This window comes from Bacillus sp. SG20033, from assembly GCF_044570195.1.
Lineage (GTDB): Bacteria > Bacillota > Bacilli > Bacillales > Bacillaceae > Bacillus > Bacillus subtilis.
On record NZ_CP172606.1, the window covers coordinates 1,779,940 to 1,806,021 of the forward strand.

Annotated in this window: 25 protein-coding genes; all 25 read left to right on the forward strand. The window is 42.5% G+C overall.

Going from position 1 to position 26,082, the window contains the following annotated elements; genetic code table 11:
• The 25 genes from cheB to truB all read left to right on the forward strand — a co-directional run bounded on the left by cheB (position 1) and on the right by truB (position 26,080).
• Positions 1-1,074 carry a protein-glutamate O-methylesterase CheB gene (gene cheB / locus ACFVP7_RS09455; protein ID WP_014476816.1) on the forward strand — a complete coding sequence of 358 codons (1,074 nt, stop codon included), beginning with the start codon at positions 1-3 and terminating at the stop codon, positions 1,072-1,074.
• A gap of 5 nt (positions 1,075-1,079) precedes the next feature.
• Positions 1,080-3,098 (forward strand): chemotaxis protein CheA, encoded by a 2,019-nt coding sequence (gene cheA, locus ACFVP7_RS09460; protein ID WP_015483230.1) that lies wholly within the window; start codon positions 1,080-1,082, stop codon positions 3,096-3,098.
• Between the two features lie 21 nt (positions 3,099-3,119).
• A complete protein-coding gene (gene cheW, locus ACFVP7_RS09465) occupies positions 3,120-3,590 on the forward strand; it encodes a chemotaxis protein CheW (RefSeq protein WP_003231938.1) in 471 nt (156 codons plus the stop codon).
• Between the two features lie 18 nt (positions 3,591-3,608).
• A complete protein-coding gene (gene cheC / locus ACFVP7_RS09470; protein ID WP_003231935.1) occupies positions 3,609-4,238 on the forward strand; it encodes a CheY-P phosphatase CheC in 630 nt (209 codons plus the stop codon).
• Entirely contained in the window at positions 4,235-4,735 is a 501-nt protein-coding gene (gene cheD / locus ACFVP7_RS09475) for a chemoreceptor glutamine deamidase CheD (protein ID WP_014476818.1), read from the forward strand. Before cheC ends, cheD begins: the two co-directional genes overlap by 4 nt.
• Before the next feature lie 22 nt (positions 4,736-4,757).
• Positions 4,758-5,522, forward strand: coding sequence for an RNA polymerase sigma-28 factor SigD (sigD, locus tag ACFVP7_RS09480; protein WP_032725704.1), 765 nt, complete (start codon positions 4,758-4,760; stop codon positions 5,520-5,522).
• A gap of 28 nt (positions 5,523-5,550) precedes the next feature.
• Complete coding sequence (swrB, locus tag ACFVP7_RS09485) at positions 5,551-6,054, forward strand: swarming motility protein SwrB (protein WP_038828246.1); 504 nt, start codon at positions 5,551-5,553, stop codon at positions 6,052-6,054.
• A 143-nt stretch (positions 6,055-6,197) separates the two neighbouring features.
• A complete protein-coding gene (gene rpsB / locus ACFVP7_RS09490) occupies positions 6,198-6,938 on the forward strand; it encodes a 30S ribosomal protein S2 (RefSeq protein ID WP_003220918.1) in 741 nt (246 codons plus the stop codon).
• A gap of 101 nt (positions 6,939-7,039) precedes the next feature.
• On the forward strand, positions 7,040-7,921 hold the full coding sequence (tsf, locus tag ACFVP7_RS09495) for a translation elongation factor Ts (protein WP_003231929.1): 882 nt from the start codon (positions 7,040-7,042) through the stop codon (positions 7,919-7,921).
• Positions 7,922-8,066: 145 nt separating this feature from the next.
• Positions 8,067-8,789, forward strand: coding sequence for a UMP kinase (gene pyrH, locus ACFVP7_RS09500; protein WP_003220923.1), 723 nt, complete (start codon positions 8,067-8,069; stop codon positions 8,787-8,789).
• A gap of 1 nt (position 8,790) precedes the next feature.
• A complete protein-coding gene (gene frr, locus ACFVP7_RS09505; RefSeq protein ID WP_003231927.1) occupies positions 8,791-9,348 on the forward strand; it encodes a ribosome recycling factor in 558 nt (185 codons plus the stop codon).
• 130 nt (positions 9,349-9,478) lie between these two features.
• Positions 9,479-10,261, forward strand: a complete 783-nt coding sequence (locus tag ACFVP7_RS09510; RefSeq protein WP_003231925.1) for an isoprenyl transferase — start codon at positions 9,479-9,481, stop codon at positions 10,259-10,261.
• A gap of 3 nt (positions 10,262-10,264) precedes the next feature.
• On the forward strand, positions 10,265-11,074 hold the full coding sequence (gene cdsA, locus ACFVP7_RS09515; RefSeq protein WP_072174243.1) for a phosphatidate cytidylyltransferase: 810 nt from the start codon (positions 10,265-10,267) through the stop codon (positions 11,072-11,074).
• Between the two features lie 61 nt (positions 11,075-11,135).
• On the forward strand, positions 11,136-12,287 hold the full coding sequence (gene dxr, locus ACFVP7_RS09520) for a 1-deoxy-D-xylulose-5-phosphate reductoisomerase (protein ID WP_003245155.1): 1,152 nt from the start codon (positions 11,136-11,138) through the stop codon (positions 12,285-12,287).
• 6 nt (positions 12,288-12,293) lie between these two features.
• Positions 12,294-13,562 carry an RIP metalloprotease RseP gene (gene rseP / locus ACFVP7_RS09525; protein ID WP_338733794.1) on the forward strand — a complete coding sequence of 423 codons (1,269 nt, stop codon included), beginning with the start codon at positions 12,294-12,296 and terminating at the stop codon, positions 13,560-13,562.
• Positions 13,563-13,594: 32 nt separating this feature from the next.
• Complete coding sequence (gene proS, locus ACFVP7_RS09530; RefSeq protein WP_338733796.1) at positions 13,595-15,289, forward strand: proline--tRNA ligase; 1,695 nt, start codon at positions 13,595-13,597, stop codon at positions 15,287-15,289.
• 108 nt (positions 15,290-15,397) lie between these two features.
• Positions 15,398-19,711 (forward strand): PolC-type DNA polymerase III, encoded by a 4,314-nt coding sequence (locus ACFVP7_RS09535; protein ID WP_160831743.1) that lies wholly within the window; start codon positions 15,398-15,400, stop codon positions 19,709-19,711.
• Between the two features lie 329 nt (positions 19,712-20,040).
• Positions 20,041-20,511, forward strand: a complete 471-nt coding sequence (gene rimP, locus ACFVP7_RS09540) for a ribosome maturation factor RimP (protein ID WP_283934355.1) — start codon at positions 20,041-20,043, stop codon at positions 20,509-20,511.
• Positions 20,512-20,545: 34 nt separating this feature from the next.
• Positions 20,546-21,661 carry a transcription termination factor NusA gene (gene nusA / locus ACFVP7_RS09545; protein ID WP_003231912.1) on the forward strand — a complete coding sequence of 372 codons (1,116 nt, stop codon included), beginning with the start codon at positions 20,546-20,548 and terminating at the stop codon, positions 21,659-21,661.
• A gap of 13 nt (positions 21,662-21,674) precedes the next feature.
• Positions 21,675-21,950 (forward strand): glucose-induced regulator RulR, encoded by a 276-nt coding sequence (gene rulR / locus ACFVP7_RS09550; RefSeq protein ID WP_009967250.1) that lies wholly within the window; start codon positions 21,675-21,677, stop codon positions 21,948-21,950.
• Position 21,951: 1 nt separating this feature from the next.
• Entirely contained in the window at positions 21,952-22,254 is a 303-nt protein-coding gene (locus ACFVP7_RS09555; protein WP_003220946.1) for a YlxQ family RNA-binding protein, read from the forward strand.
• Positions 22,255-22,273: 19 nt separating this feature from the next.
• The gene (gene infB, locus ACFVP7_RS09560; RefSeq protein WP_014479801.1) at positions 22,274-24,424 is read left to right on the forward strand and encodes a translation initiation factor IF-2; all 2,151 of its coding nucleotides are present in this window, start codon (positions 22,274-22,276) and stop codon (positions 24,422-24,424) included.
• Positions 24,421-24,699 (forward strand): DUF503 domain-containing protein, encoded by a 279-nt coding sequence (locus ACFVP7_RS09565; protein WP_003231905.1) that lies wholly within the window; start codon positions 24,421-24,423, stop codon positions 24,697-24,699. The genes infB and ACFVP7_RS09565 overlap by 4 nt, the downstream gene beginning before the upstream one ends.
• Positions 24,700-24,715: 16 nt before the next feature.
• Positions 24,716-25,069, forward strand: coding sequence for a 30S ribosome-binding factor RbfA (gene rbfA, locus ACFVP7_RS09570; RefSeq protein ID WP_009967251.1), 354 nt, complete (start codon positions 24,716-24,718; stop codon positions 25,067-25,069).
• Positions 25,070-25,150: 81 nt separating this feature from the next.
• Positions 25,151-26,080 (forward strand): tRNA pseudouridine(55) synthase TruB, encoded by a 930-nt coding sequence (gene truB / locus ACFVP7_RS09575; RefSeq protein ID WP_396583167.1) that lies wholly within the window; start codon positions 25,151-25,153, stop codon positions 26,078-26,080.
• Positions 26,081-26,082 lie beyond the last annotated feature (2 nt).

Below are 26,082 nucleotides of genomic sequence, written 5' to 3' on the forward strand. Positions count from 1 at the left end.
TTGATTCGTGTGCTTGTAGTTGATGATTCAGCTTTTATGAGAAAAATGATAAGTGATTTTCTGACCGAGGAAAAGCAGATAGAAGTAATCGGAACTGCGAGAAACGGAGAAGAAGCGCTTAAGAAGATTGAATTATTAAAACCGGATGTTATTACTCTTGATGTTGAAATGCCGGTCATGAATGGGACAGATACGCTCCGCAAAATTATTGAGATTTATAACTTGCCGGTCATTATGGTGTCGAGCCAGACCGAGAAAGGTAAAGAATGCACAATTAATTGTTTGGAGATCGGTGCCTTTGATTTTATCACAAAGCCATCAGGCTCAATATCTCTGGATTTATACAAAATTAAAGAACAATTAGTTGAGCGTGTCGTCGCGGCAGGACTTTCTGGCAAGCGGAAACGTCCTGTTTCCCAGACAGTTCGGCCCGAACCTATTGTGCGTGCTGTCGTTAAGCCTGAATTAAGCAAACCGAAACCTGGCACGGGCAGACAAATTGTGTGTATCGGCACATCAACAGGCGGTCCACGGGCATTACAAAAGGTGATACCGAAGCTCCCTAAGGATTTGAACGCACCAGTGGTTGTCGTTCAGCACATGCCTGAAGGGTTTACTGCTTCTTTGGCTGATCGGCTGAATCATTTATCTGACATTCAGGTAAAAGAAGCAAAAGATGGTGAAGCAGCTCTTAACGGCTGTGTTTACATAGCACCGGGCGGAAAAAACATATCCGTTATTAAAAACAGCGAAGGACTCCAGATTGTGCTTGATAACCATGACACACCAAGCCGTCATAAACCATCTGCTGATTATTTATTCCGTTCTGTCGGGAAACTGACAGATTATGAAAAAGTAGCGGTTATCATGACCGGCATGGGCAGTGACGGCACTGCTGGGCTAAAGGACATGCTAACAGCCGGCAATGTGAAAGCCATTGCGGAGTCTGAAGAATCTTGTGTCGTATACGGGATGCCAAAAGCTGCTGTTAAAGCGGGTCTCATTCATGAGATTAAACATGTGGAAGATATCGCAGCATCCATCACAAGCTGTGTGAAAAAAGAGAGGGTGTGATTCAAATGGATATGAATCAGTATTTAGATGTCTTTATTGATGAGAGTAAAGAACATTTACAAACATGTAATGAAAAGCTTCTCCTTTTAGAGAAAGACCCGACTGATCTTCAGCTCGTACATGATATATTCAGGGCTGCCCATACATTAAAAGGAATGAGCGCAACGATGGGCTACACGGATTTAGCACATCTTACCCATCTGCTTGAAAACGTGCTGGATGCAATCCGAAACGGAGACATGGCAGTCACCTCAGACTGGCTGGATATTTTGTTTGAAGCTCTGGATCATCTGGAAGCAATGGTTCAGTCTATTATTGATGGCGGGGATGGTAAAAGAGATATTTCAGAAGTGAGTGCCAAGCTTGATGTGAATGGTGCGCACGCTGAATCCGCTGCCTCCGCGGAACCTGCAGAAGCACAGAGTTCAGCATCTGATTGGGAATATGATGAATTTGAACGTACAGTTATACAAGAAGCGGAGGAGCAAGGCTTCAAACGATATGAAATCAAGATTTCTCTGAACGAAAACTGTATGTTAAAAGCAGTTCGTGTCTATATGGTGTTTGAAAAACTAAATGAAGTCGGAGAAGTAGCCAAAACAATTCCAAGTGCTGAAGTGCTTGAAACGGAAGATTTTGGAACTGACTTTCAAGTTTGTTTCTTAACACATCAATCAGCGGAAGACATTGAACAATTAATCAATGGCGTGTCGGAAATTGAGCATGTTGAAGTCATTCAAGGGGCTCCTTTAACATCAGCTGAAAAGCCTGAAGAATCTAAGCAAGAAGATTCACCAGCAGCAGCTGTACCTGCGAAGCAGGAGAAACAAAAACAGCCTGCTAAAAACGATGAACAGGCGAAGCATTCAGCCGGCGGATCTAAAACAATTCGTGTCAACATTGACAGGCTTGATTCTTTAATGAACTTATTTGAAGAGCTTGTCATTGACCGCGGGCGTCTCGAGCAGATTGCGAAAGAGCTTGAGCACAATGAACTGACTGAAACGGTTGAACGAATGACGAGAATTTCCGGAGATTTGCAATCGATTATTCTGAATATGAGAATGGTCCCGGTTGAAACTGTTTTTAACAGATTCCCGAGAATGATTCGCCAGCTTCAGAAAGAGCTGAATAAAAAAATTGAACTCTCGATCATCGGTGCGGAAACTGAACTGGATCGTACAGTAATTGATGAAATCGGAGATCCACTCGTTCACTTGATCAGAAACAGTATTGACCATGGTATCGAGGCACCGGAAACACGTTTGCAAAAGGGAAAACCGGAATCAGGAAAAGTTGTGCTTAAAGCTTATCACAGCGGCAACCATGTCTTTATCGAAGTAGAGGATGACGGCGCAGGCCTTAATCGCAAAAAAATTCTGGAAAAAGCGCTTGAGCGCGGGGTCATAACGGAAAAAGAAGCTGAAACCTTAGAAGACAACCAAATTTACGAATTGATTTTTGCTCCGGGGTTCTCAACTGCTGACCAAATTTCTGATATTTCCGGCCGCGGTGTAGGACTTGACGTTGTAAAAAACAAACTGGAGTCTCTTGGCGGTTCAGTCAGTGTGAAATCAGCCGAGGGTCAAGGCTCTCTATTCAGCATCCAGCTGCCGCTTACCTTGTCTATTATTTCAGTTCTGCTGATTAAGTTGGAAGAAGAGACATTTGCCATTCCGATTTCTTCAATCATTGAGACAGCAGTTATTGACAGAAAAGACATTTTGCAAACTCATGACCGTGAAGTGATTGACTTTAGAGGGCATATTGTCCCTGTCGTTTATTTAAAAGAAGAGTTTAAAATAGAAGATACAAGAAAAGATGCGGAACAGCTCCATATCATTGTCGTGAAAAAAGGCGACAAACCTACTGCATTTGTGGTGGACTCCTTTATTGGCCAGCAGGAAGTTGTGCTGAAATCACTCGGAGATTATTTAACAAACGTCTTTGCAATTTCCGGAGCTACTATTTTAGGAGACGGAGAAGTAGCGCTCATTATTGATTGTAATGCACTGATTATTTAACCATTCGAGGAGGTGTCTCACATGACTGCAGAAATTAAAACAGGCGAAAAAATGATAGTCTTTATGGTAAATGGCAAAGAATATGCCATTTCTGTCACTCAGGTGAAATCAATTGAAAAATGGCAAAAGCCAACGAGGGTACCTGGCGTCGAACCATATATTTGCGGGGTAATCAATTTACGCGGGGTGGTGACTCCGGTTATTGATTTAAGAAAACGCCTGAATTTGCCAGAGTATGAAATTACCGATGAAACACGAATTATCATTATTGCTTATCGTGATATTGAAGTCGGCTGGATTGTGGATGAAGCGAATGATGTGATTACCGTACACGAAAGTGAAATAGAATCTGCTCCAGAAGGCGTTCAGAAAGATACGGATGTGTCGATCGAACAGATTGTGAAACAAGAGAACAGACTCTTAAATATTATTGATGCGAACGCGGTTTTGGATAAAGAATCATCTCAGTCCGCTGTGCCCGATCAAGCTTAATCTTAAAGGGGTTATGACATGAGTATTTTTAATGGAATCAAAGAAGAGCAGATGGACATTTTGCGGGAAGTCGGCAATATAGGCGCCGGCCACTCCGCCTCTGCAATGGCCCAGCTGTTAAATAGAAAGATAGATATGGAAGTCCCATTTGCAAAGCTGCTGTCTTTTGATGAGCTTGTTGATTTTTTCGGCGGCGCCGATGTCCCGGTTGCCAGCATCTTTTTAAGAATGGAAGGCGATTTAACGGGTTCAATGTTCTTTATAATGCCTTTTTTTCAGGCGGAGCAGTTTATCAGAGAGCTGATTGGAAACCCCGATTTTGACATAGAGGACTTAGGTGAAGACCACATGAGCTCATCCGCTTTGCATGAACTGGGCAATATTTTAGCGGGGTCATATTTAACAGCTTTGGCGGATTTGACGAAGCTCCAGCTCTATCCAAGTGTTCCTGAAGTCTCATTGGACATGTTCGGAGCTGTGATCAGCGAAGGGCTGATGGAGCTCAGTCAGGTTGGAGAACACGCCATTGTTGTCGACACGTCAATTTTTGACCAAAGCCATCAGCAGGAGCTGAAAGCGCATATGTTTATGCTGCCGGACTATGATTCATTTGAAAAGCTCTTTGTCGCCTTAGGTGCATCATTATGAGTACAACTGAGGCTGTTGTTATAAAGGTTGGGATTGCTGACGTGAAGATCGCCCGCTTCCCGGATACCATCCGGACCTCTGGGTTGGGCTCATGTGTGGGGCTGGTGCTTTATGATAAAGAAAAGCAAACGGCGGGTCTTGTTCATGTCATGCTTCCGGATTCGACGTTATCGAAAACTGCCGAGCTCAACCGGGCTAAGTACGCTGACACCGCCGTAAAGACCACGATTGATATGCTGATAGAAGCGGGATGCCGGAAATTTGCATTAAAAGCAAAGCTGGCCGGCGGATCAGAGATGTTTAAATTTAAATCGACAAATGATTTAATGAAGATCGGACCGAGAAATGTATTAGCGATAAAAGAACAGCTGTCTTTATTTAATATTCCTATTATTAGTGAAGATACGGGCGGCTCAAGCGGCCGGACGATAGAATTTGAACCGAAGTCCTGCATGCTGCATATTCGAACTGTTAAACAAGGTGAAAAAACGATTTAATTAAGGTATTAGGGGGATAACAATGCAATCCTTGAATTATGAAGATCAGGTGCTTTGGACGCGCTGGAAAGAGTGGAAAGATCCTAAAGCCGGTGACGACTTAATGCGCCGTTACATGCCGCTTGTCACATATCATGTAGGCAGAATTTCTGTCGGACTGCCGAAATCAGTGCATAAAGACGATCTTATGAGCCTTGGTATGCTTGGTTTATATGATGCCCTTGAAAAATTTGACCCCAGCCGGGACTTAAAATTTGATACCTACGCCTCGTTTAGAATTCGCGGCGCAATCATAGACGGGCTTCGCAAAGAAGATTGGCTGCCCAGAACCTCGCGCGAAAAAACAAAAAAGGTTGAAGCAGCAATTGAAAAGCTTGAACAGCGGTATCTTCGCAATGTATCGCCCGCGGAAATTGCAGAGGAACTCGGAATGACGGTACAGGATGTCGTGTCAACAATGAATGAAGGTTTTTTTGCAAATCTGCTGTCAATTGATGAAAAGCTCCATGATCAAGATGACGGGGAAAACATTCAAGTCATGATCAGAGATGACAAAAATGTTCCGCCTGAAGAAAAGATTATGAAGGATGAACTGGTTGCACAGCTTGCAGAAAAAATTCACGAACTCTCTGAAAAAGAACAGCTGGTTGTCAGTTTGTTCTACAAAGAGGAGTTGACACTGACAGAAATCGGACAAGTATTAAATCTTTCTACGTCCCGCATATCTCAGATCCATTCAAAGGCATTATTTAAATTAAAGAATCTGCTGGAAAAAGTGATACAATAATGAATTTCATGGTTAGCGAGTGAAAAACATGTCAACACTATTATGGCTTTTAAGCTTTACGCTCCACGGCGTTCTTCTGTACGCTGTCATTATCCTGTATACGAGGCTCGCTGCAGTGAAAGAAACAGAAAAACAGCAAAAACAGATACTTGAAGAGACGGAAAACACCTTGGCGGCATTTCTGCTTGAATTAAAAGAAGAAAATGAGAAACTGATAGAAAATAAAGCTTCATCTGCAAGTCAATCAGATGAAGAATCCCAAAAGCCAGGCCTTCAGACCTCTGAAACATATCAAGAGCGGGATCCAGTCCAAGAGGCAGAGAATCTTCCTGAACATATTGAAGGTCTGATTACAGAGGTTGACCGTCGGGAAGAGATCGTAAACAGTGAGGTCCAATCATTTGAAGACCAGGTCATAGAATTATATGAACAGGGATATTCGGCAAGTCAAATTGCCCAGAAAATGAAGAGCGGAAAGACAGAAATCGAGCTATTTTTAAAATTTCGCTCCAAAGGTGTAAAGGATTCTTGATTGTCGGATAAAGCTGTGTTATATTATGTCTTGGTGTTAAATACACACGCTTAACGATTTATGCAGAGGGTGCTGCAGGCGGCAGTTCTGCACAAAAATGACCTAAGCGGAGGAAAAAAACCATTATATTAGGAGGAAATAACATGTCAGTCATTTCTATGAAGCAATTGCTTGAAGCTGGTGTTCACTTCGGTCACCAAACACGCCGTTGGAACCCAAAAATGAAGCGTTACATTTTCACGGAGCGTAACGGAATCTACATCATTGACCTTCAAAAAACAGTCAAAAAAGTAGAGGAAGCTTACAACTTCACTAAAAATCTTGCTGCTGAAGGCGGAAAAATCCTTTTCGTCGGAACAAAAAAACAAGCTCAAGATTCTGTTAAAGAAGAAGCTCAACGCTCTGGCATGTACTATGTCAACCAACGCTGGTTGGGCGGTACATTAACAAACTTCGAAACAATCCAAAAACGTATTAAACGTCTTAAAGACATTGAAAAAATGCAAGAAAACGGTACGTTTGATGTACTTCCTAAAAAAGAAGTCGTTCAATTGAAAAAAGAATTAGAGCGTCTTGAAAAATTCCTAGGCGGAATTAAAGATATGAAGGATCTTCCTGATGCATTATTCATCATCGATCCTCGCAAAGAGCGCATCGCTGTTGCGGAAGCTCGCAAATTAAACATCCCTATCATCGGTATCGTAGATACTAACTGTGATCCAGATGAAATCGATGTTGTTATCCCAGCGAACGATGACGCTATCCGCGCTGTTAAACTTCTAACTTCTAAAATGGCAGATGCAATCTTAGAAGCGAAGCAAGGCGAAGAAGAAGCGGAAGTTGCTGAAGAAACTGCACCAGAAACAGAAACAACAACTGCGTAACCTATTCAAAAGGTGATAAGAGGGACTGCCTTTTATCACCTTTTTTCAAGAAAAATGTGTAATATACATACTCTTGTTTAAACATATAAGGAGGAATACAAATGGCAATTACTGCACAGCAAGTAAAAGAACTGCGTGAAAAAACTGGCGCGGGCATGATGGATTGTAAAAAAGCGTTAACTGAAACTGACGGAGATATGGACAAAGCAATTGACCTTTTAAGAGAAAAAGGGATTGCAAAAGCAGCGAAAAAAGCTGATCGTATCGCAGCAGAAGGTTCTACTCTTATTAAAACTGACGGCAACAAAGGCGTTATCCTAGAAGTAAACTCTGAAACTGATTTCGTTGCGAAAAACGAAGGTTTTAAAGAGCTTCTTAACACTTTAGCTGACCACCTTCTTGCAAACACGCCAGCTGATGTTGAAGAAGCAATGGGCCAAAAAATGGAAAATGGCTCAACTGTTGAAGAGTACATCACAAGCGCAGTTGCTAAAATCGGTGAGAAAATCACTCTTCGCCGCTTTACAGTTCTTACAAAAGACGACAGCTCTGCATTCGGTGCGTACCTTCACATGGGCGGCCGCATCGGTGTATTAACTGTTCTCAACGGTACAACTGATGAAGAAACTGCGAAAGATATCGCAATGCACGTTGCTGCAGTTAACCCTCGTTACATTTCTCGTGATCAAGTATCTGAAGAAGAAACAAATCATGAGCGTCAAATCTTAACTCAGCAAGCCCTCCAAGAAGGCAAACCTGAAAACATCGTAGCGAAAATGGTTGAAGGCCGTCTAAACAAATTCTTCGAAGAAATTTGTCTATTAGACCAAGCGTTCGTTAAAAACCCAGATGAAAAAGTGAAACAAGTTATTGCAGCGAAAAACGCTACTGTTCAAACTTTTGTCCGCTATGAAGTTGGAGAAGGCATCGAAAAACGTCAAGAAAACTTTGCTGAAGAAGTAATGAACCAAGTGAAAAAATAATGGTGAAAAGATTTCGCGGCTAAGTCGCGTCTTTTCAGGCAGTATAGGGGACACATTTTGTGTTCCCTATTTTTAAAACTATATTTACAAACCTTTTTTTCTCTTGCATAATAGAAAACGGCAATGTTTACACTTGGAGGTTATCATGGAAAAACCAAAATACAAACGTATCGTATTAAAGCTTAGCGGGGAAGCATTGGCAGGAGAACAGGGAAATGGAATTAACCCAACTGTCATTCAATCCATTGCAAAGCAAGTGAAGGAAATCGCTGAGCTTGAAGTCGAAGTGGCTGTTGTAGTAGGCGGCGGCAACTTATGGCGCGGAAAAACAGGAAGTGACCTGGGCATGGACCGCGCGACTGCTGACTATATGGGAATGCTGGCGACAGTAATGAATTCGCTTGCTCTTCAAGACAGCTTGGAAACACTCGGAATCCAGTCCAGAGTGCAAACATCCATTGAAATGAGACAAGTTGCTGAACCGTACATAAGAAGAAAAGCGATACGCCACTTAGAGAAAAAACGTGTCGTTATTTTCGCTGCGGGCACAGGAAACCCATATTTCTCAACTGATACGACAGCTGCACTGCGGGCTGCTGAAATTGAGGCAGACGTTATTTTGATGGCTAAAAATAACGTTGACGGTGTGTATAATGCTGATCCTAGAAAAGATGAATCAGCTGTTAAGTATGAATCACTTTCTTATCTTGACGTTCTTAAAGACGGCCTGGAAGTCATGGATTCAACAGCTTCCTCTTTATGCATGGACAATGACATTCCGCTTATCGTCTTTTCTATTATGGAAGAAGGAAATATCAAACGTGCCGTTATCGGTGAATCAATCGGAACGATCGTGAGGGGGAAATAACGTGTCAAAAGAAGTATTAACTCAAACAAAAGAAAAAATGGAAAAGGCAATTGCTGCTTATCAGCGCGAATTGGCTACTGTACGCGCAGGCCGTGCAAATCCATCATTATTAGATAAAGTAACGGTTGAATATTACGGAGCGCAGACACCTTTAAATCAGTTGTCTTCTATTAACGTGCCTGAAGCTCGTATGCTCGTTATCACACCATACGACAAAACAGCAATCGGCGATATCGAAAAAGCGATTTTAAAAGCTGATTTAGGTCTTACACCAACAAGTGACGGCAATATGATTCGAATTGCAATTCCGGCACTAACAGAAGAGAGACGGAAAGAATTAGTGAAAGTTGTAAAAAAATATGCTGAAGAAGCAAAAGTAGCTGTTCGTAACGTTCGCCGTGATGCTAACGATGATCTCAAAAAACTTGAGAAAAACGGAGACATTACTGAGGATGAACTGCGTGCTTCCACTGAAGACGTTCAAAAACTGACAGATGAATATGTGTCAAAAATTGACAGTGTCACAAAAGACAAAGAAAAAGAAATCATGGAAGTTTAATGAAAAACTATGTACAATAGATAATAGTGAAAAGACCCTCTCATGTTTACAGGGGGTTTTTTTGTTAATACTGTTGATTACATTGATTATCAGCAGGGAATGTAACCTTTTTGGGTGACGGAGGAATCTCATGCTCAACATACTCAAAAATTGGAAGAATCAGCAAACAGCGGCTTCCAACTTAGAACGTTATACAAAAGAAGACATACTTAAGGGAGAAATTCCCGAACACATCGCCATTATCATGGATGGAAATGGCCGTTGGGCTAAAAAACGCTCTCTTCCCAGAATTGCAGGCCACCATGAAGGGATGAAGGTGGTAAAAAGGACCACGAAGCTCGCAAACGAATTAGGTGTCAAAGTACTGACATTGTATGCATTTTCAACAGAAAACTGGAAAAGACCGAAAATGGAAGTCGATTTTTTAATGAAGCTTCCGGAAGAATTTTTGAATACGTATCTTCCAGAGCTTGTTGAGGAAAATGTACAGGTTCGGATCATTGGGGATGAAACGGCTTTGCCGGCGCACACATTACGTGCGATTGAAAAAGCTGTACAGGACACGGCGCAAAACGACGGAATGATCCTTAATTTTGCTCTTAACTATGGAGGCCGTACTGAAATTGTCAGTGCTGCAAAATCACTCGCGGAAAAAGTGAAGGAAGGCTCTTTGAATATTGAAGACATTGATGAATCGCTTTTTTCTACTTATTTGATGACTGAATCTTTGCAGGATCCTGAACTTTTAATTCGAACGAGCGGCGAGATAAGGCTGAGTAATTTTATGCTATGGCAGGTTGCCTACAGTGAATTTGTCTTTACTGACGTCTTGTGGCCTGACTTTAAAGAAGATCACTTCCTGCAGGCGTTAGGAGAGTTTCAGCAGAGAGGCCGGAGGTTTGGCGGAATTTAGAGGATGGTGGACATGAAACAAAGAATTTTGACAGGTGTTCTGGCAGCAATTGTATTTTTATTTTTGGTTATTGTCGGGGAATTGCCGTTCACCATATTAATTTATGCTATGGGCAGTGTGGCGCTTTTTGAACTTTTACGGATGAAAAAGCTGAAGCTGGTTTCACTGCCGGGTTTGATCGGTCTTTTATTGTTGTGGATGTTCTTATTGCCAAGCCAGTATTCGTTTTTTGAAGCGGACGGAATTTCCAAAATGGAAATCGCTTTATTTGCGGTACTGCTATTGCTGACTTACACAGTGTTGGTCAAGAACACCTTTACTTTTGATGAAGTCGGGTTTATTACGCTTGCAGCAATTTACATCGGAATGTGTTTTCATTATTTTATCGAAATCAGAAATCTTGACCAATACGGATTAACATACATTTTTTATGCGTGTGTTGTCATTTGGTCCACGGATTCCGGTGCCTATTTTGTCGGTAAATCGCTTGGGAAGCGGAAACTGTGGCCTGAAATCAGTCCGAATAAAACAGTGGAAGGGTTTGCAGGCGGAATTGTCATCGCACTTGTATTGGCGACGATTTTTCAGCTTGTTGCACAACTTCCGATCCCGTATATTTATCTGCTGTTGATCACGCTGTTTTTGTCTGTTTTTGGACAACTGGGAGATTTAGTGGAATCCGCGTTGAAAAGACATTACGATGTAAAGGATTCTGGGAATATTCTTCCCGGGCATGGCGGTATATTAGACCGTTTTGACAGTTTCTTGTTTGTCATGCCTTTCTTGTACTTTCTGCTTGCCCTTTTTTCATAAAAAAGTCTAATATGAATATGAGACTGATCATGCAGCAATAAGAATAGGAGTAGTGGCAACTTTGAAAAATATTTGTCTTTTAGGAGCAACAGGATCAATCGGCGAACAGACTCTTGATGTACTGCGTGCACATCAAGACCAATTTCAGCTGGTATCTATGTCGTTTGGCAGAAATATTGATAAGGCCGTTCCAATGATTGAGGTCTTTCAGCCGAAGTTTGTCTCTGTCGGTGATCTGGATACATATCATAAATTAAAACAAATGTCTTTTTCTTTTGAATGCCAAATCGGGCTGGGAGAAGAAGGACTGATAGAAGCAGCAGTGATGGAGGAGGTTGACATTGTTGTCAACGCTTTGCTTGGAAGCGTCGGTCTTATCCCGACATTAAAGGCAATTGAACAGAAAAAAACAATTGCGCTTGCAAATAAGGAAACTCTTGTCACTGCAGGGCATATAGTAAAAGAACATGCTAAGAAATATGATGTTCCGCTGCTGCCTGTTGACAGTGAGCATTCAGCCATTTTTCAAGCTCTTCAAGGCGAACAGGCTAAAAACATTGAACGCCTCATCATTACGGCATCCGGCGGAAGTTTTCGGGACAAGACGCGGGAGGAGCTCGAATCAGTAACAGTTGAAGATGCATTAAAACATCCAAACTGGTCAATGGGTGCAAAAATTACAATTGATTCGGCTACAATGATGAATAAGGGATTAGAGGTGATCGAGGCACACTGGCTTTTCGATATACCTTATGAACAAATTGATGTGGTTTTACATAAGGAGAGCATCATCCATTCAATGGTTGAGTTCCATGATAAAAGTGTGATCGCACAGCTCGGAACTCCGGATATGAGAGTCCCCATTCAATATGCGCTCACTTATCCTGACCGATTGCCATTACCAGATGCGAAAAGGCTTGAATTATGGGAAATCGGCAGCCTTCATTTTGAGAAAGCTGATTTTGACAGGTTCCGATGCTTACAATTTGCTTTTGAATCGGGTAAAATAGGAGGAACAATGCCGACAGTGCTAAATGCGGCAAACGAAGTAGCTGTCGCTGCCTTTTTAGCTGGCAAGATACCGTTTTTGGCTATTGAAGACTGTATCGAAAAGGCACTAACCCGCCATCAATTACTGAAAAAACCGAGCCTGGCGGACATTCAAGAAGTGGACAAAGATACCCGGGGATACGTCAATTCAATACTCACATAAGGTGGTATGTTCGTGAATACAGTTATAGCGTTTATCATTATTTTCGGAACGCTCGTTTTCTTCCATGAACTGGGCCATTTATTGCTAGCCCAAAGAGCGGGAATTCTCTGCCGTGAATTTGCGATCGGCTTCGGTCCAAAGATTTTTTCTTTCAAAAAAAATGAAACAGTTTATACGATCAGGCTGCTTCCGGTCGGCGGGTTTGTTCGTATGGCCGGCGAAGATCCGGAAATGATTGAGGTGAAACCCGGATACACGGTCGGGCTTCTCTTTAATAAAAAAGATCAAGTTGAGAAAGTCATCATCAATCAAAAGGAAAAATATCCGGATGCTTTAGTCATTGAAGTGGAAACAGCGGATCTAGAGCATGACATGAAGATCACCGGTTATGAACAGGGGAAAGAGGACGAACTTTCCAGCTTTACTGTCAGCGAAACATCCTTTTTTATTGTAGACGGAGAAGAAGTGCAGATTGCGCCGTATAATCGCCAATTTGGTTCCAAACCTGTGTGGCAGCGGATTAAAGCAATTGCTGCAGGGCCGATTATGAACTTTATTTTAGCTTACGTCATTTTAGTGATGCTTGGGCTGATTCAAGGCGTACCGTCAAATGAACCTATGCTCGGGCAGCTGACAGACAATGGACGGGCGGCTGAAGCAGGGCTAAAAGAAGGGGATTATATCCAAAGCATTAACGGAGAGAAAATGAGGTCTTGGACTGACATTGTCTCCGCTGTAAAAGAAAACCCGGATAAAGAAATGGACGTTGCAGTAAAAAGAGATAACAAAACACTTCATCTTTCAGTGACTCCGGAAGCTGTTAAAGATGAGAACAAAAAAACAATCGGACGTTTCGGTTCCTATGCGCCGACTGAAAAAGGCGTACTCTCAGCGGTTGCTTACGGCGCGACATCAACAGTTGATGTCACCAAAGCCATTTTAACCAATCTGAGCAAATTAGTAACAGGCCAATTTAAACTCGATATGCTGTCAGGTCCTGTCGGCATATATGACATGACAGACCAAGTGGCGAAAACTGGGATCGTGAACTTATTTCAGTTTGCGGCGTTTTTAAGCATTAACCTTGGGATTGTCAACCTGCTTCCGATTCCGGCACTTGACGGAGGAAGACTGTTGTTTCTATTTATTGAAGCGATTCGGGGCAAACCGATTAACAGGGAAAAAGAAGCATTTGTTGTGTTTATCGGAGTAGCTTTCTTAATGCTTCTTATGCTGGTTGTCACATGGAACGATATCCAGCGGCTGTTTTTGTAAACGAAAAGTAAATCAATCAGAGGTGCGAAGAAATGAGACAAAGCTTGACGCTTATTCCTACGCTCCGTGAAGTTCCAGCTGATGCCGAAGCAAAAAGTCATCAGCTTCTTCTGAGAGCAGGATTTATCAGACAGAATACGAGCGGGGTATACAGCTATATGCCTCTTGCGTATAAGGTGATTCAAAACATTCAGCAGATTGTTCGAGAGGAAATGGAGAAAATTGATGCCGTAGAAATGCTCATGCCCGCATTGCAGCAGGCAGAGACATGGCAGGAATCAGGCAGATGGTATACGTATGGTCCCGAACTGATGAGACTAAAAGACCGTCATGGCCGTGAATTTGCTTTAGGGGCAACGCATGAAGAGGTTATCACTTCGCTTGTTCGCGATGAGGTTAAATCTTATAAGCGTCTCCCTCTGACTCTTTATCAAATTCAGTCTAAGTTCAGAGATGAGAAACGTCCTCGCTTCGGTTTGTTAAGAGGCCGCGAATTTATTATGAAGGATGCGTACTCTTTCCATGCATCTGCAGAGAGCCTGGATGAAACGTATCAAAAAATGTACGAGGCCTATTCTAATATTTTTGCCCGCTGCGGCATTAATGTAAGACCTGTTATCGCTGATTCAGGCGCAATGGGAGGAAAGGATACGCACGAATTTATGGCACTTTCTGCGATCGGAGAGGATACGATTGCATATTCTGATGAATCACAGTACGCGGCTAATATCGAGATGGCTGAAGTTCTTCACCAGGAAGTTCCTTCAGATGAAGAGCCTAAAGCTCTAGAGAAGGTTCATACGCCTAACGTGAAAACAATCGAAGAACTGACTGCGTTCTTACAGGTTTCGGCTGAAGCGTGCATTAAGTCAGTATTGTTTAAAGCTGATGACCGTTTTGTCTTAGTGCTTGTAAGAGGGGATCATGAAGTTAACGATATTAAAGTGAAAAACTTGCTTCATGCAGAAGTTGTAGAGCTTGCTACACATGAAGAGGTCATTCAGCAGCTCGGAACAGAGCCAGGCTTTGTAGGCCCTGTCGGTATTCATCAGGATGTGGAAGTATATGCCGATCAAGCTGTGAAAGCAATGGTTAATGCTGTTGCCGGGGCAAATGAAGGAGATCATCATTATAAAAATGTCAATGTGAATCGTGACGCGCAAATTAAAGAATTTGCTGATCTTCGTTTTATTAAAGAAGGTGATCCTTCACCAGACGGCAAGGGAACGATCCGTTTTGCTGAGGGAATCGAAGTCGGACAAGTCTTTAAGCTCGGAACACGCTATTCAGAAGCGATGAATGCGACATATTTAGATGAAAACGGACGCGCGCAGCCAATGCTGATGGGCTGTTACGGAATCGGTGTGTCAAGAACGCTTTCTGCTATTGCTGAACAGCATCACGACGAAAAAGGATTAATATGGCCAAAAAGCGTTGCGCCGTACGATCTTCATATTCTTGCATTGAACATGAAAAACGATGGGCAAAGAGAGCTTGCTGAAAAGCTGTATGACGATTTAAAAGCGGAAGGCTATGAAGTGCTCTATGACGACCGTGCTGAGCGTGCCGGTGTAAAATTCGCTGATTCAGATCTAATCGGCCTTCCAATCCGCATCACTGTCGGAAAACGAGCTGACGAAGGAATCGTCGAAGTGAAAATTCGCCAAACTGGTGAGTCAACTGAGATTTCAGTAGACGAATTATCTGCGTTTATCAGCAAGCAGTAATCACCATAACGATTTATCAAAAAACATGTTAAAATAGAAATAATAGAAGGTACCTCATTGCCTGAGGTACCTTCACTTATGATGTTTTTAGGGAGGGATACTGTCTTAATGGAACAGTTATCAGTAAACAGAAGGCAGTTTCAAATTCTTCTGCAGCAGATTAATATGACAGATGATACCTTCATGACCTACTTTGAACATGGCGAGATTAAAAAGCTGACAATTCACAAAGCTTCTAAGTCTTGGCATTTTCATTTTCAATTTAAATCTTTGCTGCCTTTTCAAATATATGACACATTAACAACGAGGCTGACGCAATCGTTTGCCCACATAGCAAAAGTGACATCTTCAATTGAAGTTCAGGATGCCGAGGTCAGTGAAAGTATCGTTCAAGACTACTGGTCACGCTGCATAGAAGAACTGCAGGGCATTTCGCCGCCGATTGTCAGTCTTTTAAACCAGCAAAAACCGAAGCTGAAGGGCAATAAACTGATTGTCAAAACCAAAACGGATACAGAAGCGGCTGCGCTAAAAAACAAATACAGTTCCATGATTCAAGCAGGCTACCGTCAATTTGGCTTTCCGGATCTTCAGCTTGATGCTGAAATATTTGTATCCGAGCAGGAAGTTCAAAAGTTTCGGGAGCAAAAGCTTGCGGAAGACCAAGAGCGGGCGATGCAGGCCTTGATTGAAATGGAGAAGAAAGATAAAGAAAGTGATGAAGACCAAGCACCATCTGGTCCTCTTGTTATCGGTTATCAAATTAAAGATAACGAGGAAATCCGAACACTTGACAGCATCATGGACGAAGAACGGAGAATTACGGTCCAAGGTTATGTGTTTGATGTGGAGACGCGCGAGTTGAAGAGCGGGCGCACGCTGTGTATCTTCAAAATTACAGACTATACAAATAGTATTTTGATCAAAATGTTTGCACGTGAAAAAGAAGATGCGGCACTGATGAAGTCTCTGAAAAAAGGAATGTGGGTAAAAGCACGCGGAAGCATTCAAAATGATACATTTGTCAGAGACCTTGTCATGATCGCAAATGACGTAAACGAAATAAAAGCAAAAACCCGTGAAGATTCAGCACCTGAAGGAGAAAAAAGAGTGGAATTGCATCTTCATTCCCCAATGAGCCAAATGGATGCTGTTACGGGTATCGGAAAGCTTGTCGAACAGGCGAAAAAATGGGGGCATGAGGCCATCGCTTTGACTGACCATGCTGTCGTTCAATCCTTCCCTGATGCGTATTCTGCGGCCAAAAAGCATGGAATTAAAATGATTTACGGGATGGAAGCGAATCTCGTGGATGATGGCGTGCCAATTGCTTATAATGCCGCACATCGTCTGCTCGAAGAAGAAACATATGTTGTTTTTGACGTTGAGACGACAGGATTGTCTGCTGTATACGATACCATTATTGAGCTGGCTGCAGTAAAAGTAAAAGGCGGAGAAATTATTGATAAATTTGAGGCGTTTGCGAACCCGCATCGTCCGCTTTCCGCCACAATCATAGAGCTGACAGGGATCACTGATGATATGCTACAAGACGCTCCGGATGTCGTAGATGTAATAAGAGATTTCAGAGAATGGATTGGCGATGATATCCTTGTCGCTCATAATGCAAGCTTTGATATGGGATTCTTAAATGTAGCCTATAAAAAGCTTCTTGAAGTCGATAAAGCTAAAAACCCAGTCATTGACACGCTAGAACTAGGACGTTTTCTCTATCCGGAATTTAAGAACCACCGGTTGAACACACTTTGTAAAAAGTTTGATATCGAACTCACACAGCATCACCGTGCGATCTATGATACTGAGGCAACCGCTTATTTGCTTCTGAAAATGCTGAAAGACGCAGCTGAAAAAGGTATTCAGTACCATGATGAGTTGAATGAAAATATGGGTCAGTCCAATGCTTATCAAAGATCAAGACCGTATCATGCAACATTACTTGCCGTGAACAGCACGGGACTTAAAAATTTATTTAAGCTTGTGTCACTTTCTCATATTCATTATTTTTACAGAGTGCCGCGTATTCCGAGATCTCAGCTTGAGAAATACAGGGAAGGGCTGCTGATCGGTTCTGCCTGTGACAGGGGAGAGGTTTTTGAGGGAATGATGCAAAAATCGCCTGAAGAGGTGGAAGATATCGCGTCATTCTATGATTACCTTGAGGTTCAGCCGCCTGAAGTGTATCGTCACTTGCTGGAGCTTGAACTGGTCCGTGATGAAAAAGCGCTGAAAGAAATTATTGCGAATATCACGAAGCTGGGGGAAAAGCTTAATAAACCGGTTGTTGCTACGGGAAATGTTCATTACTTGAATGATGAGGATAAAATCTACAGAAAGATTTTAATATCCTCACAAGGCGGGGCAAATCCGCTGAATAGGCATGAACTGCCGAAAGTGCATTTCAGAACGACAGACGAAATGCTTGAAGCTTTTTCTTTCTTAGGTGAAGAAAAAGCGAAGGAGATCGTAGTCACCAATACCCAAAAGGTTGCTTCTTTAGTTGATGACATCAAGCCGATTAAAGATGATTTATATACGCCGAAAATCGAAGGCGCTGATGAAGAGATCAGAGAAATGAGCTATCAGCGTGCAAGAAGCATTTACGGGGAAGAGCTGCCTGAAATTGTCGAAGCGCGGATTGAAAAAGAGTTAAAGAGTATTATTGGCCACGGATTTGCTGTTATTTACTTGATCTCTCACAAACTTGTAAAACGTTCACTAGATGACGGGTATCTCGTTGGTTCCCGTGGTTCCGTAGGATCTTCATTAGTTGCGACACTTACTGAGATTACTGAGGTAAACCCGCTGCCGCCGCACTATGTTTGTCCTGAGTGCCAGCATTCTGAGTTCTTTAATGACGGTTCTGTCGGTTCTGGTTTTGACCTGCCTGACAAGACATGTCCTCATTGCGGAACGCCTTTGAAAAAAGACGGCCATGATATTCCATTTGAAACGTTCTTAGGATTTAAAGGGGACAAAGTACCTGATATCGATTTGAACTTCTCAGGGGAATATCAGCCGCAAGCACACAATTACACAAAAGTATTGTTCGGAGAAGACAATGTATATCGTGCGGGAACAATAGGCACGGTGGCAGAAAAAACAGCCTACGGTTATGTAAAAGGCTATGCCGGAGACAACAATCTTCATATGCGCGGTGCCGAAATAGATCGGCTCGTACAGGGATGCACAGGTGTAAAACGTACAACTGGACAACACCCTGGCGGTATTATCGTAGTTCCGGATTATATGGATATTTATGATTTTTCACCGATCCAGTTCCCGGCAGATGCCACAGGTTCAGAGTGGAAAACGACTCATTTTGATTTCCACTCCATCCATGACAACCTGTTAAAACTTGATATTCTCGGACACGATGACCCGACTGTTATTCGGATGCTTCAAGACTTAAGCGGAATAGATCCGAAAACAATTCCGACGGATGATCCTGAAGTGATGAAGATCTTCCAGGGAACCGAATCACTCGGTGTGACTGAAGAACAGATTGGCTGTAAAACGGGCACTCTTGGAATTCCTGAATTCGGAACCCGATTTGTCCGGCAGATGCTTGAAGATACAAAGCCGACCACTTTTTCTGAGCTCGTTCAGATTTCAGGCTTGTCTCACGGAACTGATGTATGGCTTGGCAATGCACAGGAGCTCATCCACAATAATATTTGTGAGCTGAGTGAGGTTATCGGCTGCCGTGATGACATTATGGTTTATTTAATCTATCAAGGCCTTGAACCGTCCCTTGCCTTTAAAATCATGGAATTCGTGCGTAAAGGAAAAGGATTAACGCCTGAATGGGAAGAAGAAATGAAAAATAACAATGTCCCAGACTGGTATATTGATTCCTGTAAAAAGATTAAATACATGTTCCCGAAAGCCCACGCCGCGGCATATGTCTTAATGGCAGTCCGCATTGCTTACTTTAAAGTGCATCATGCTCTTTTGTATTATGCGGCTTATTTTACCGTTCGTGCAGATGACTTTGATATCGATACAATGATCAAGGGCTCTACAGCAATCAGAGCGGTAATGGAGGATATAAACTCTAAAGGACTTGATGCTTCACCGAAGGAAAAGAACCTTCTGACTGTTTTAGAATTAGCGCTTGAGATGTGTGAGAGAGGCTATTCATTCCAAAAAGTCGATTTATATCGCTCCAGCGCTACAGAGTTTATTATTGACGGCAACAGTCTTATTCCGCCGTTTAACTCTATTCCAGGATTAGGGACGAACGCTGCTTTGAACATTGTAAAAGCTCGCGAAGAAGGCGAATTCCTCTCAAAAGAAGATTTGCAAAAGAGAGGGAAAGTATCAAAAACGATTTTAGAGTACTTAGATCGCCATGGCTGTCTGGAATCACTGCCTGATCAAAACCAATTGTCACTGTTCTAATATGGAAAGCAGAATTTCTCAGAAATTCTGCTTCTATGCATACATAAGCGCAAAAAGTGCCATCGTAATATTAGAGTTTCTGTCACTTGCTTAGGTATGAAGGTAAGCGTATATCCATTTGCAATAAAAATATGGTTATGGTATAGTTTTATTGGAAATGCTAACGATTACCGAGGCAAAGAGTGGGGAAACCCGCTCTTTTGTATTGAACAGGAGAATTTTGTCTCGACATGTTCATCGTTTACTTTTTAGCCCCTGCTCTTTTGAAGCAGGGTTTTTATGCAGAGTGACGAGACGAATATGAGATCGACAGCACAAGGAGGAAGAACATGAGCAAAAAAGTGACTGACACCGTTCAAGAAATGGCTCAGCCAATCGTAGACAACCTTCAGCTGGAACTCGTTGACATTGAATTTGTCAAAGAGGGCCAAAGCTGGTTCCTTCGCGTGTTTATTGATTCCGATGACGGTGTGGATATTGAGGAATGTGCCAAAGTAAGCGAAGCTTTAAGCGAAAAGCTTGATGAGGCAGACCCAATCAGCCAAAATTACTTTCTTGAAGTCTCATCTCCAGGAGCTGAGCGTCCGCTAAAGAAAAAAGCCGATTTCGAAAAATCACTAGGAAAAAACGTATACATTAAGACGTATGAGCCTATTGACGGCGTAAAAGTGTTTGAAGGTGAACTGGCTGAATTTGATGGACAAACAGTGACAGTTGAGATCACGATCAAAACAAGAAAGAAACGGATCAATATTCCGTATGAAAAGATAGCTAATGCAAGATTAGCTGTTACATTCTAATGAATACAAATGTTTTAAGGGGGGAGACCGTTAAATGAGCAGTGAATTATTAGATGCTCTCACGATTCTTGAAAAAGAAAAAGGCATCAGTAAAGAAATTATCATCGAAGCAATCGAAGCTGCGTTAATTTCTGCTTATAAGCGGAATTTTAATCAAGCGCAAAATGTACGGGTGGATCTAAACCGTGAAACTGGCTCCATCCGTGTATTTGCAAGAAAAGATGTCGTTGACGAAGTATACGACCAGAGATTAGAAATCTCAATTGAAGAGGCACAGGGCATCCATCCGGAATATATGGTCGGCGATGTCGTCGAAATCGAAGTTACACCTAAGGATTTCGGGCGCATAGCTGCTCAAACAGCGAAGCAGGTCGTCACACAGCGTGTGCGCGAAGCTGAGCGCGGTGTGATCTATTCTGAATTTATCGACCGTGAAGAAGACATCATGACAGGGATCGTCCAGCGTCTGGACAATAAATTTATCTACGTGTCTTTAGGCAAAATAGAAGCCTTGCTGCCGGTTAATGAGCAAATGCCGAATGAAAGCTACAAGCCCCATGACCGCATTAAGGTATATATCACAAAAGTAGAAAAAACAACGAAGGGCCCGCAGATTTATGTGTCAAGAACACATCCAGGCCTGTTAAAGCGTTTGTTTGAAATTGAAGTGCCTGAAATTTATGATGGAACTGTCGAGCTAAAATCTGTTGCCAGAGAAGCCGGCGACCGTTCAAAAATTTCTGTTCGCACAGATGATCCTGACGTTGATCCTGTCGGTTCATGCGTAGGGCCTAAAGGCCAGCGTGTGCAAGCAATCGTCAATGAATTAAAAGGTGAAAAAATTGACATTGTCAACTGGTCCAGTGATCCTGTAGAATTTGTCGCGAATGCGCTCAGCCCTTCCAAAGTGCTTGATGTCATTGTTAATGAAGAAGAAAAAGCGACAACTGTTATTGTTCCTGATTACCAGCTGTCTCTGGCAATTGGCAAAAGAGGACAAAACGCACGCTTAGCTGCTAAACTGACAGGCTGGAAGATTGATATTAAGAGCGAAACGGACGCAAGAGAACTTGGAATCTATCCGAGAGAACTTGAAGAAGATGATGAGCCGCTCTTTACGGAGCCTGAAACTGCTGAATCGGATGAATAAGAGGTGACTTTAGGTGAATAAACACAAAAAGATCCCATTACGCAAATGTGTAGTGACTGGTGAAATGAAGCCTAAAAAGGAACTGATCCGAGTTGTACGGTCGAAAGAAGGCGAAATCTCAGTAGATCCGACCGGAAAAAAGAATGGGCGGGGTGCTTATTTAACGCTGGATAAAGAGTGCATCTTAGCAGCAAAAAAGAAAAACACTTTGCAAAATCAATTTCAATCACAAATCGATGACCAGATTTTCGATGAATTGCTGGAACTGGCGGAAAAGGTGAAAAAATAAAATGTCTGGAATGGAATGGTTTCCCTTGCTGGGTCTGGCCAATCGAGCTCGTAAGGTCGTGTCGGGCGAAGACTTGGTAATAAAAGAAATCAGGAATGCGCGTGCAAAGCTTGTCCTGCTTACAGAGGATGCATCATCTAACACAGCAAAAAAAGTAACTGACAAGTGCAATTATTATAAAGTCCCTTATAAAAAAGTCGAGAGTCGCGCGGTTCTTGGACGCTCTATCGGTAAAGAAGCCCGTGTCGTTGTCGCCGTCACTGACCAAGGTTTTGCGAATAAGCTGATCAGCTTGCTCGATTAATATTTTTGGGGGTGAACGAATGGCTAAAATGAGAGTATACGAATATGCAAAAGCGTTAAATGTTTCAAGTAAGGAAATTTTGACCGCACTGAAGAACATGGATTTAGAAGTGAATAATCACATGGCCATGCTTGAAGAAAAGGCCATTAAAAAGCTTGATGCCAAATATAAAAAAGGCGGCGCAGCTGCTAAATCTCAAAAGCCAGCAGAAACGAACAAAAACAAACAGCCACAAGGGGTTAATCAGCAATCAGCTGGAAATCAACCAAATAAAATTCGAGACGGAAAGAAGAATGACGTGCAGAATAATCAATTTAACAAAAACAAGAAGAATAACAACAACAAAAAAAATAAACGCAACAACAACAATAATAAAAACCAACATCAGCAAAAGCCTGTAAAGCCGAAAAAAGAGCTTCCTGAGAAAATTACATTCTCTGGCACTTTAACAGTTGGCGCACTTGCTGAAGAGCTTGGCAAAGAGCCTTCAGAAATCATTAAAAAGCTGATGCTTCTTGGCGTAATGGCAACCATTAACCAAGAGCTTGATAAAGACACAATCGAACTCATTGCATCAGAATATGGTGTTGAAACAGAAGAGGTCATTGTGCTTGAAGAAACAGAGCTGGAAAAATACGAAGAGCCTGATAATGAAGAGGATCTTGAAATTCGTCCTCCTGTCGTGACAATCATGGGCCACGTTGACCATGGGAAAACAACGCTTCTTGACAGCATCCGTAAAACAAAGGTTGTTGAAGGAGAAGCAGGCGGAATCACTCAGCATATCGGCGCTTATCAAATTGAAGAGAACGGCAAGAAAATCACGTTCTTGGATACACCGGGCCACGCCGCATTTACAACAATGCGTGCACGCGGTGCAGAAGTAACTGATATTACGATTCTTGTCGTAGCTGCCGATGACGGTGTCATGCCGCAAACAGTTGAAGCGATTAACCATGCAAAAGCAGCAGAGGTTCCAATCATCGTTGCTGTGAATAAAATAGATAAAGAATCCGCAAACCCTGACCGTGTAATGCAAGAACTGACGGAATACGGACTTGTCCCTGAAGCTTGGGGCGGAGAAACCATTTTTGTGCCGCTTTCCGCTTTAACTGGAAAAGGCATTGATGAGCTCGTTGAAATGATTTTGCTTGTCAGTGAGGTAGAGGAACTGAAAGCGAATCCGAACCGTCAGGCAAAAGGAACGGTTATTGAAGCTGAACTCGATAAAGGCAGAGGGTCAGTTGCGACGTTGCTCGTACAGACTGGAACACTGCATGTCGGTGATCCGATCGTAGTCGGCAATACATTTGGCCGTGTCCGTGCAATGGTCAACGACATTGGCCGCCGTGTGAAAACTGCCGGCCCGTCAACTCCGGTTGAAATTACCGGTTTGAATGATGTCCCTCAAGCGGGAGACCAATTCCTTGTCTTTAAAGATGAAAAAACAGCTCGTTCTGTCGGTGAAGCCCGTGCTTCGAAACAGCTTGAAGAGCAGCGCAGCGATAAAGCGAAGCTCAGTCTTGATGACTTATTCGAGCAAATTAAGCAAGGTGATGTAAAAGACATCAACCTCATCGTAAAAGCTGACGTTCAAGGATCTGCTGAAGCTTTAACGGCTGCGCTTCAAAAAATTGAAGTAGAAGGCGTTAAAGTGAAAATCATCCATACAGGCGTTGGTGCGATTACTGAATCAGACATTATCTTGGCATCTGCTTCCAATGCAATTGTTATCGGGTTTAATGTGAGACCGGACGGAAATGCTAAGAGTACGGCTGAAGCTGAAAATGTAGATATTCGACTTCACCGTATCATTTACAAAGTAATCGACGAGATTGAAGCTGCCATGAAAGGTATGCTTGATCCTGAATATGAAGAAAAAGTAATTGGTCAAGTAGAAGTACGCCAAACATTCAAAGTATCTAAAATCGGTACAATTGCCGGCGGATATGTTACTGAAGGAACCATTACGCGCGACAGCGGCCTCCGTTTAATTCGTGACGGCGTCGTCATCTTTGAAGGCGAAGTAGATGTTCTGAAACGCTTTAAAGACGATGTGAAAGAAGTTTCACAAGGCTATGAATGTGGTATTACAATTAAGAAATACAATGACATTCGTGAAGGTGACATCCTAGAAGCGTTTGTCATGCAAGAAATTGAAAGAACGTGATCGGATTTGCGGAGTGTGAATGCATCATTTATGATGCAGGATCGCTAAAAGAAAAGCGTGCCGTTCTGAAGCGGGTTTTAACCAGGGTTCAAAACAAGTTCAATGTTTCGATTTCGGAGATTGGCTATCAGGACACCTGGCAAAGAACCAGCTTCGGAATCGCCGCTGTTTCTTCCTCTCGCGTTCAAACAGAAAAAGAACTGCAGCGCGTCCTAGCGTTTATCGATTCTTTTCCTGAAATTGAACGGACGATCACTAGGACAGAGTGGTTTTAACTTAGAGGTGATTGAATTGAGTATGAGAGCAAACCGTGTCGGCGAGCAAATGAAAAAAGAACTCGGTGATATTATCAGCCGCAAGCTGAAAGATCCGAGAATTGGTTTTCTGACAGTAACGGATGTACGTGTATCAGGTGATTTGCAAATTGCAAAGGTGTATATCTCGGTTCTCGGTGACGAGAAAAAACGGGAAGAAGCGCTGAAAGGGCTGGCAAAAGCGAAAGGATTTATCCGATCCGAAATCGGCAGCCGCATCAGACTTCGAAAAACGCCTGAAATTGAATTTGAGTTCGATGAATCAATCGATTACGGGAATCGGATCGAAACACTGATTCACGAATTACATTCAGAGAAACCATCTGAATAAAAAATGAGAGGATAGGCGTATATCGTCTGTCCTCTTTCTTCGTTTAAAAGAAAAAAGCTCAAAAGAAGGAGTGAAAGGCAAATGGTTAACGGAGTTCTCCTTTTACATAAACCTGTTGGCATGACATCGCACGACTGTGTCATGAAGATCCGAAAGCTGTTAAAAACAAAAAAAGTAGGACATACAGGAACGCTCGATCCGGAAGTGTCAGGCGTGCTTCCGATTTGTGTAGGAAGAGCGACAAAAATAGTCGAATACTTAACTGAAAAATCTAAAACGTATGATGCAGAAATAACGCTTGGCTTTTCAACCACAACAGAGGATCAAACCGGAGAAACGGTGGAAACAAAGCCTGTCAATCACGAGATTGATAAAGCGGATGTAGAAAAGGTTTTAAACAGTTTAAAGGGGAAACAAGAACAAATTCCGCCCATGTATTCCGCTGTAAAAGTAAACGGCAAAAAATTATACGAATACGCAAGAGCAGGGATTGAAGTAGAACGTCCGAAACGTATGATAACCATTGAAGACATTGCCCTGACGACAGAGATTAAACATCATGGAGAAACCGCAAGCTTCCGGTTTACAGTGACTTGCTCCAAAGGGACCTATGTAAGGACGCTGGCGGTCATGATCGGAGAAAAGCTCGGATATCCGGCTCATATGTCTCATTTAATCCGTACGGCATCCGGAGATTTTTCTCTCGACGAATGCTTTACTTTTGATGAGCTCGAAGCACAGGCCCAATCCGAAACCGTGGAAGAGCATACAGTTCCTATTGAACGTGCGCTCAATCATTTGCCGAAATGGATCATAAGTGATACATTAGCTAAGAAAGTAGAAAATGGGGCTTTGCTTGAGACGCCCGAGCAGTTTTCTGAAATGACAAGTGAAGACCGTATCGCCGTCTTTACTGAATCCGGAACCTGCTTGGCGATCTATTTCCCTCATCCTGCAAAAAAAGGGCTGTTAAAGCCGGCAAAAGTATTGATGCAAAAAAGCGAACAATAGAA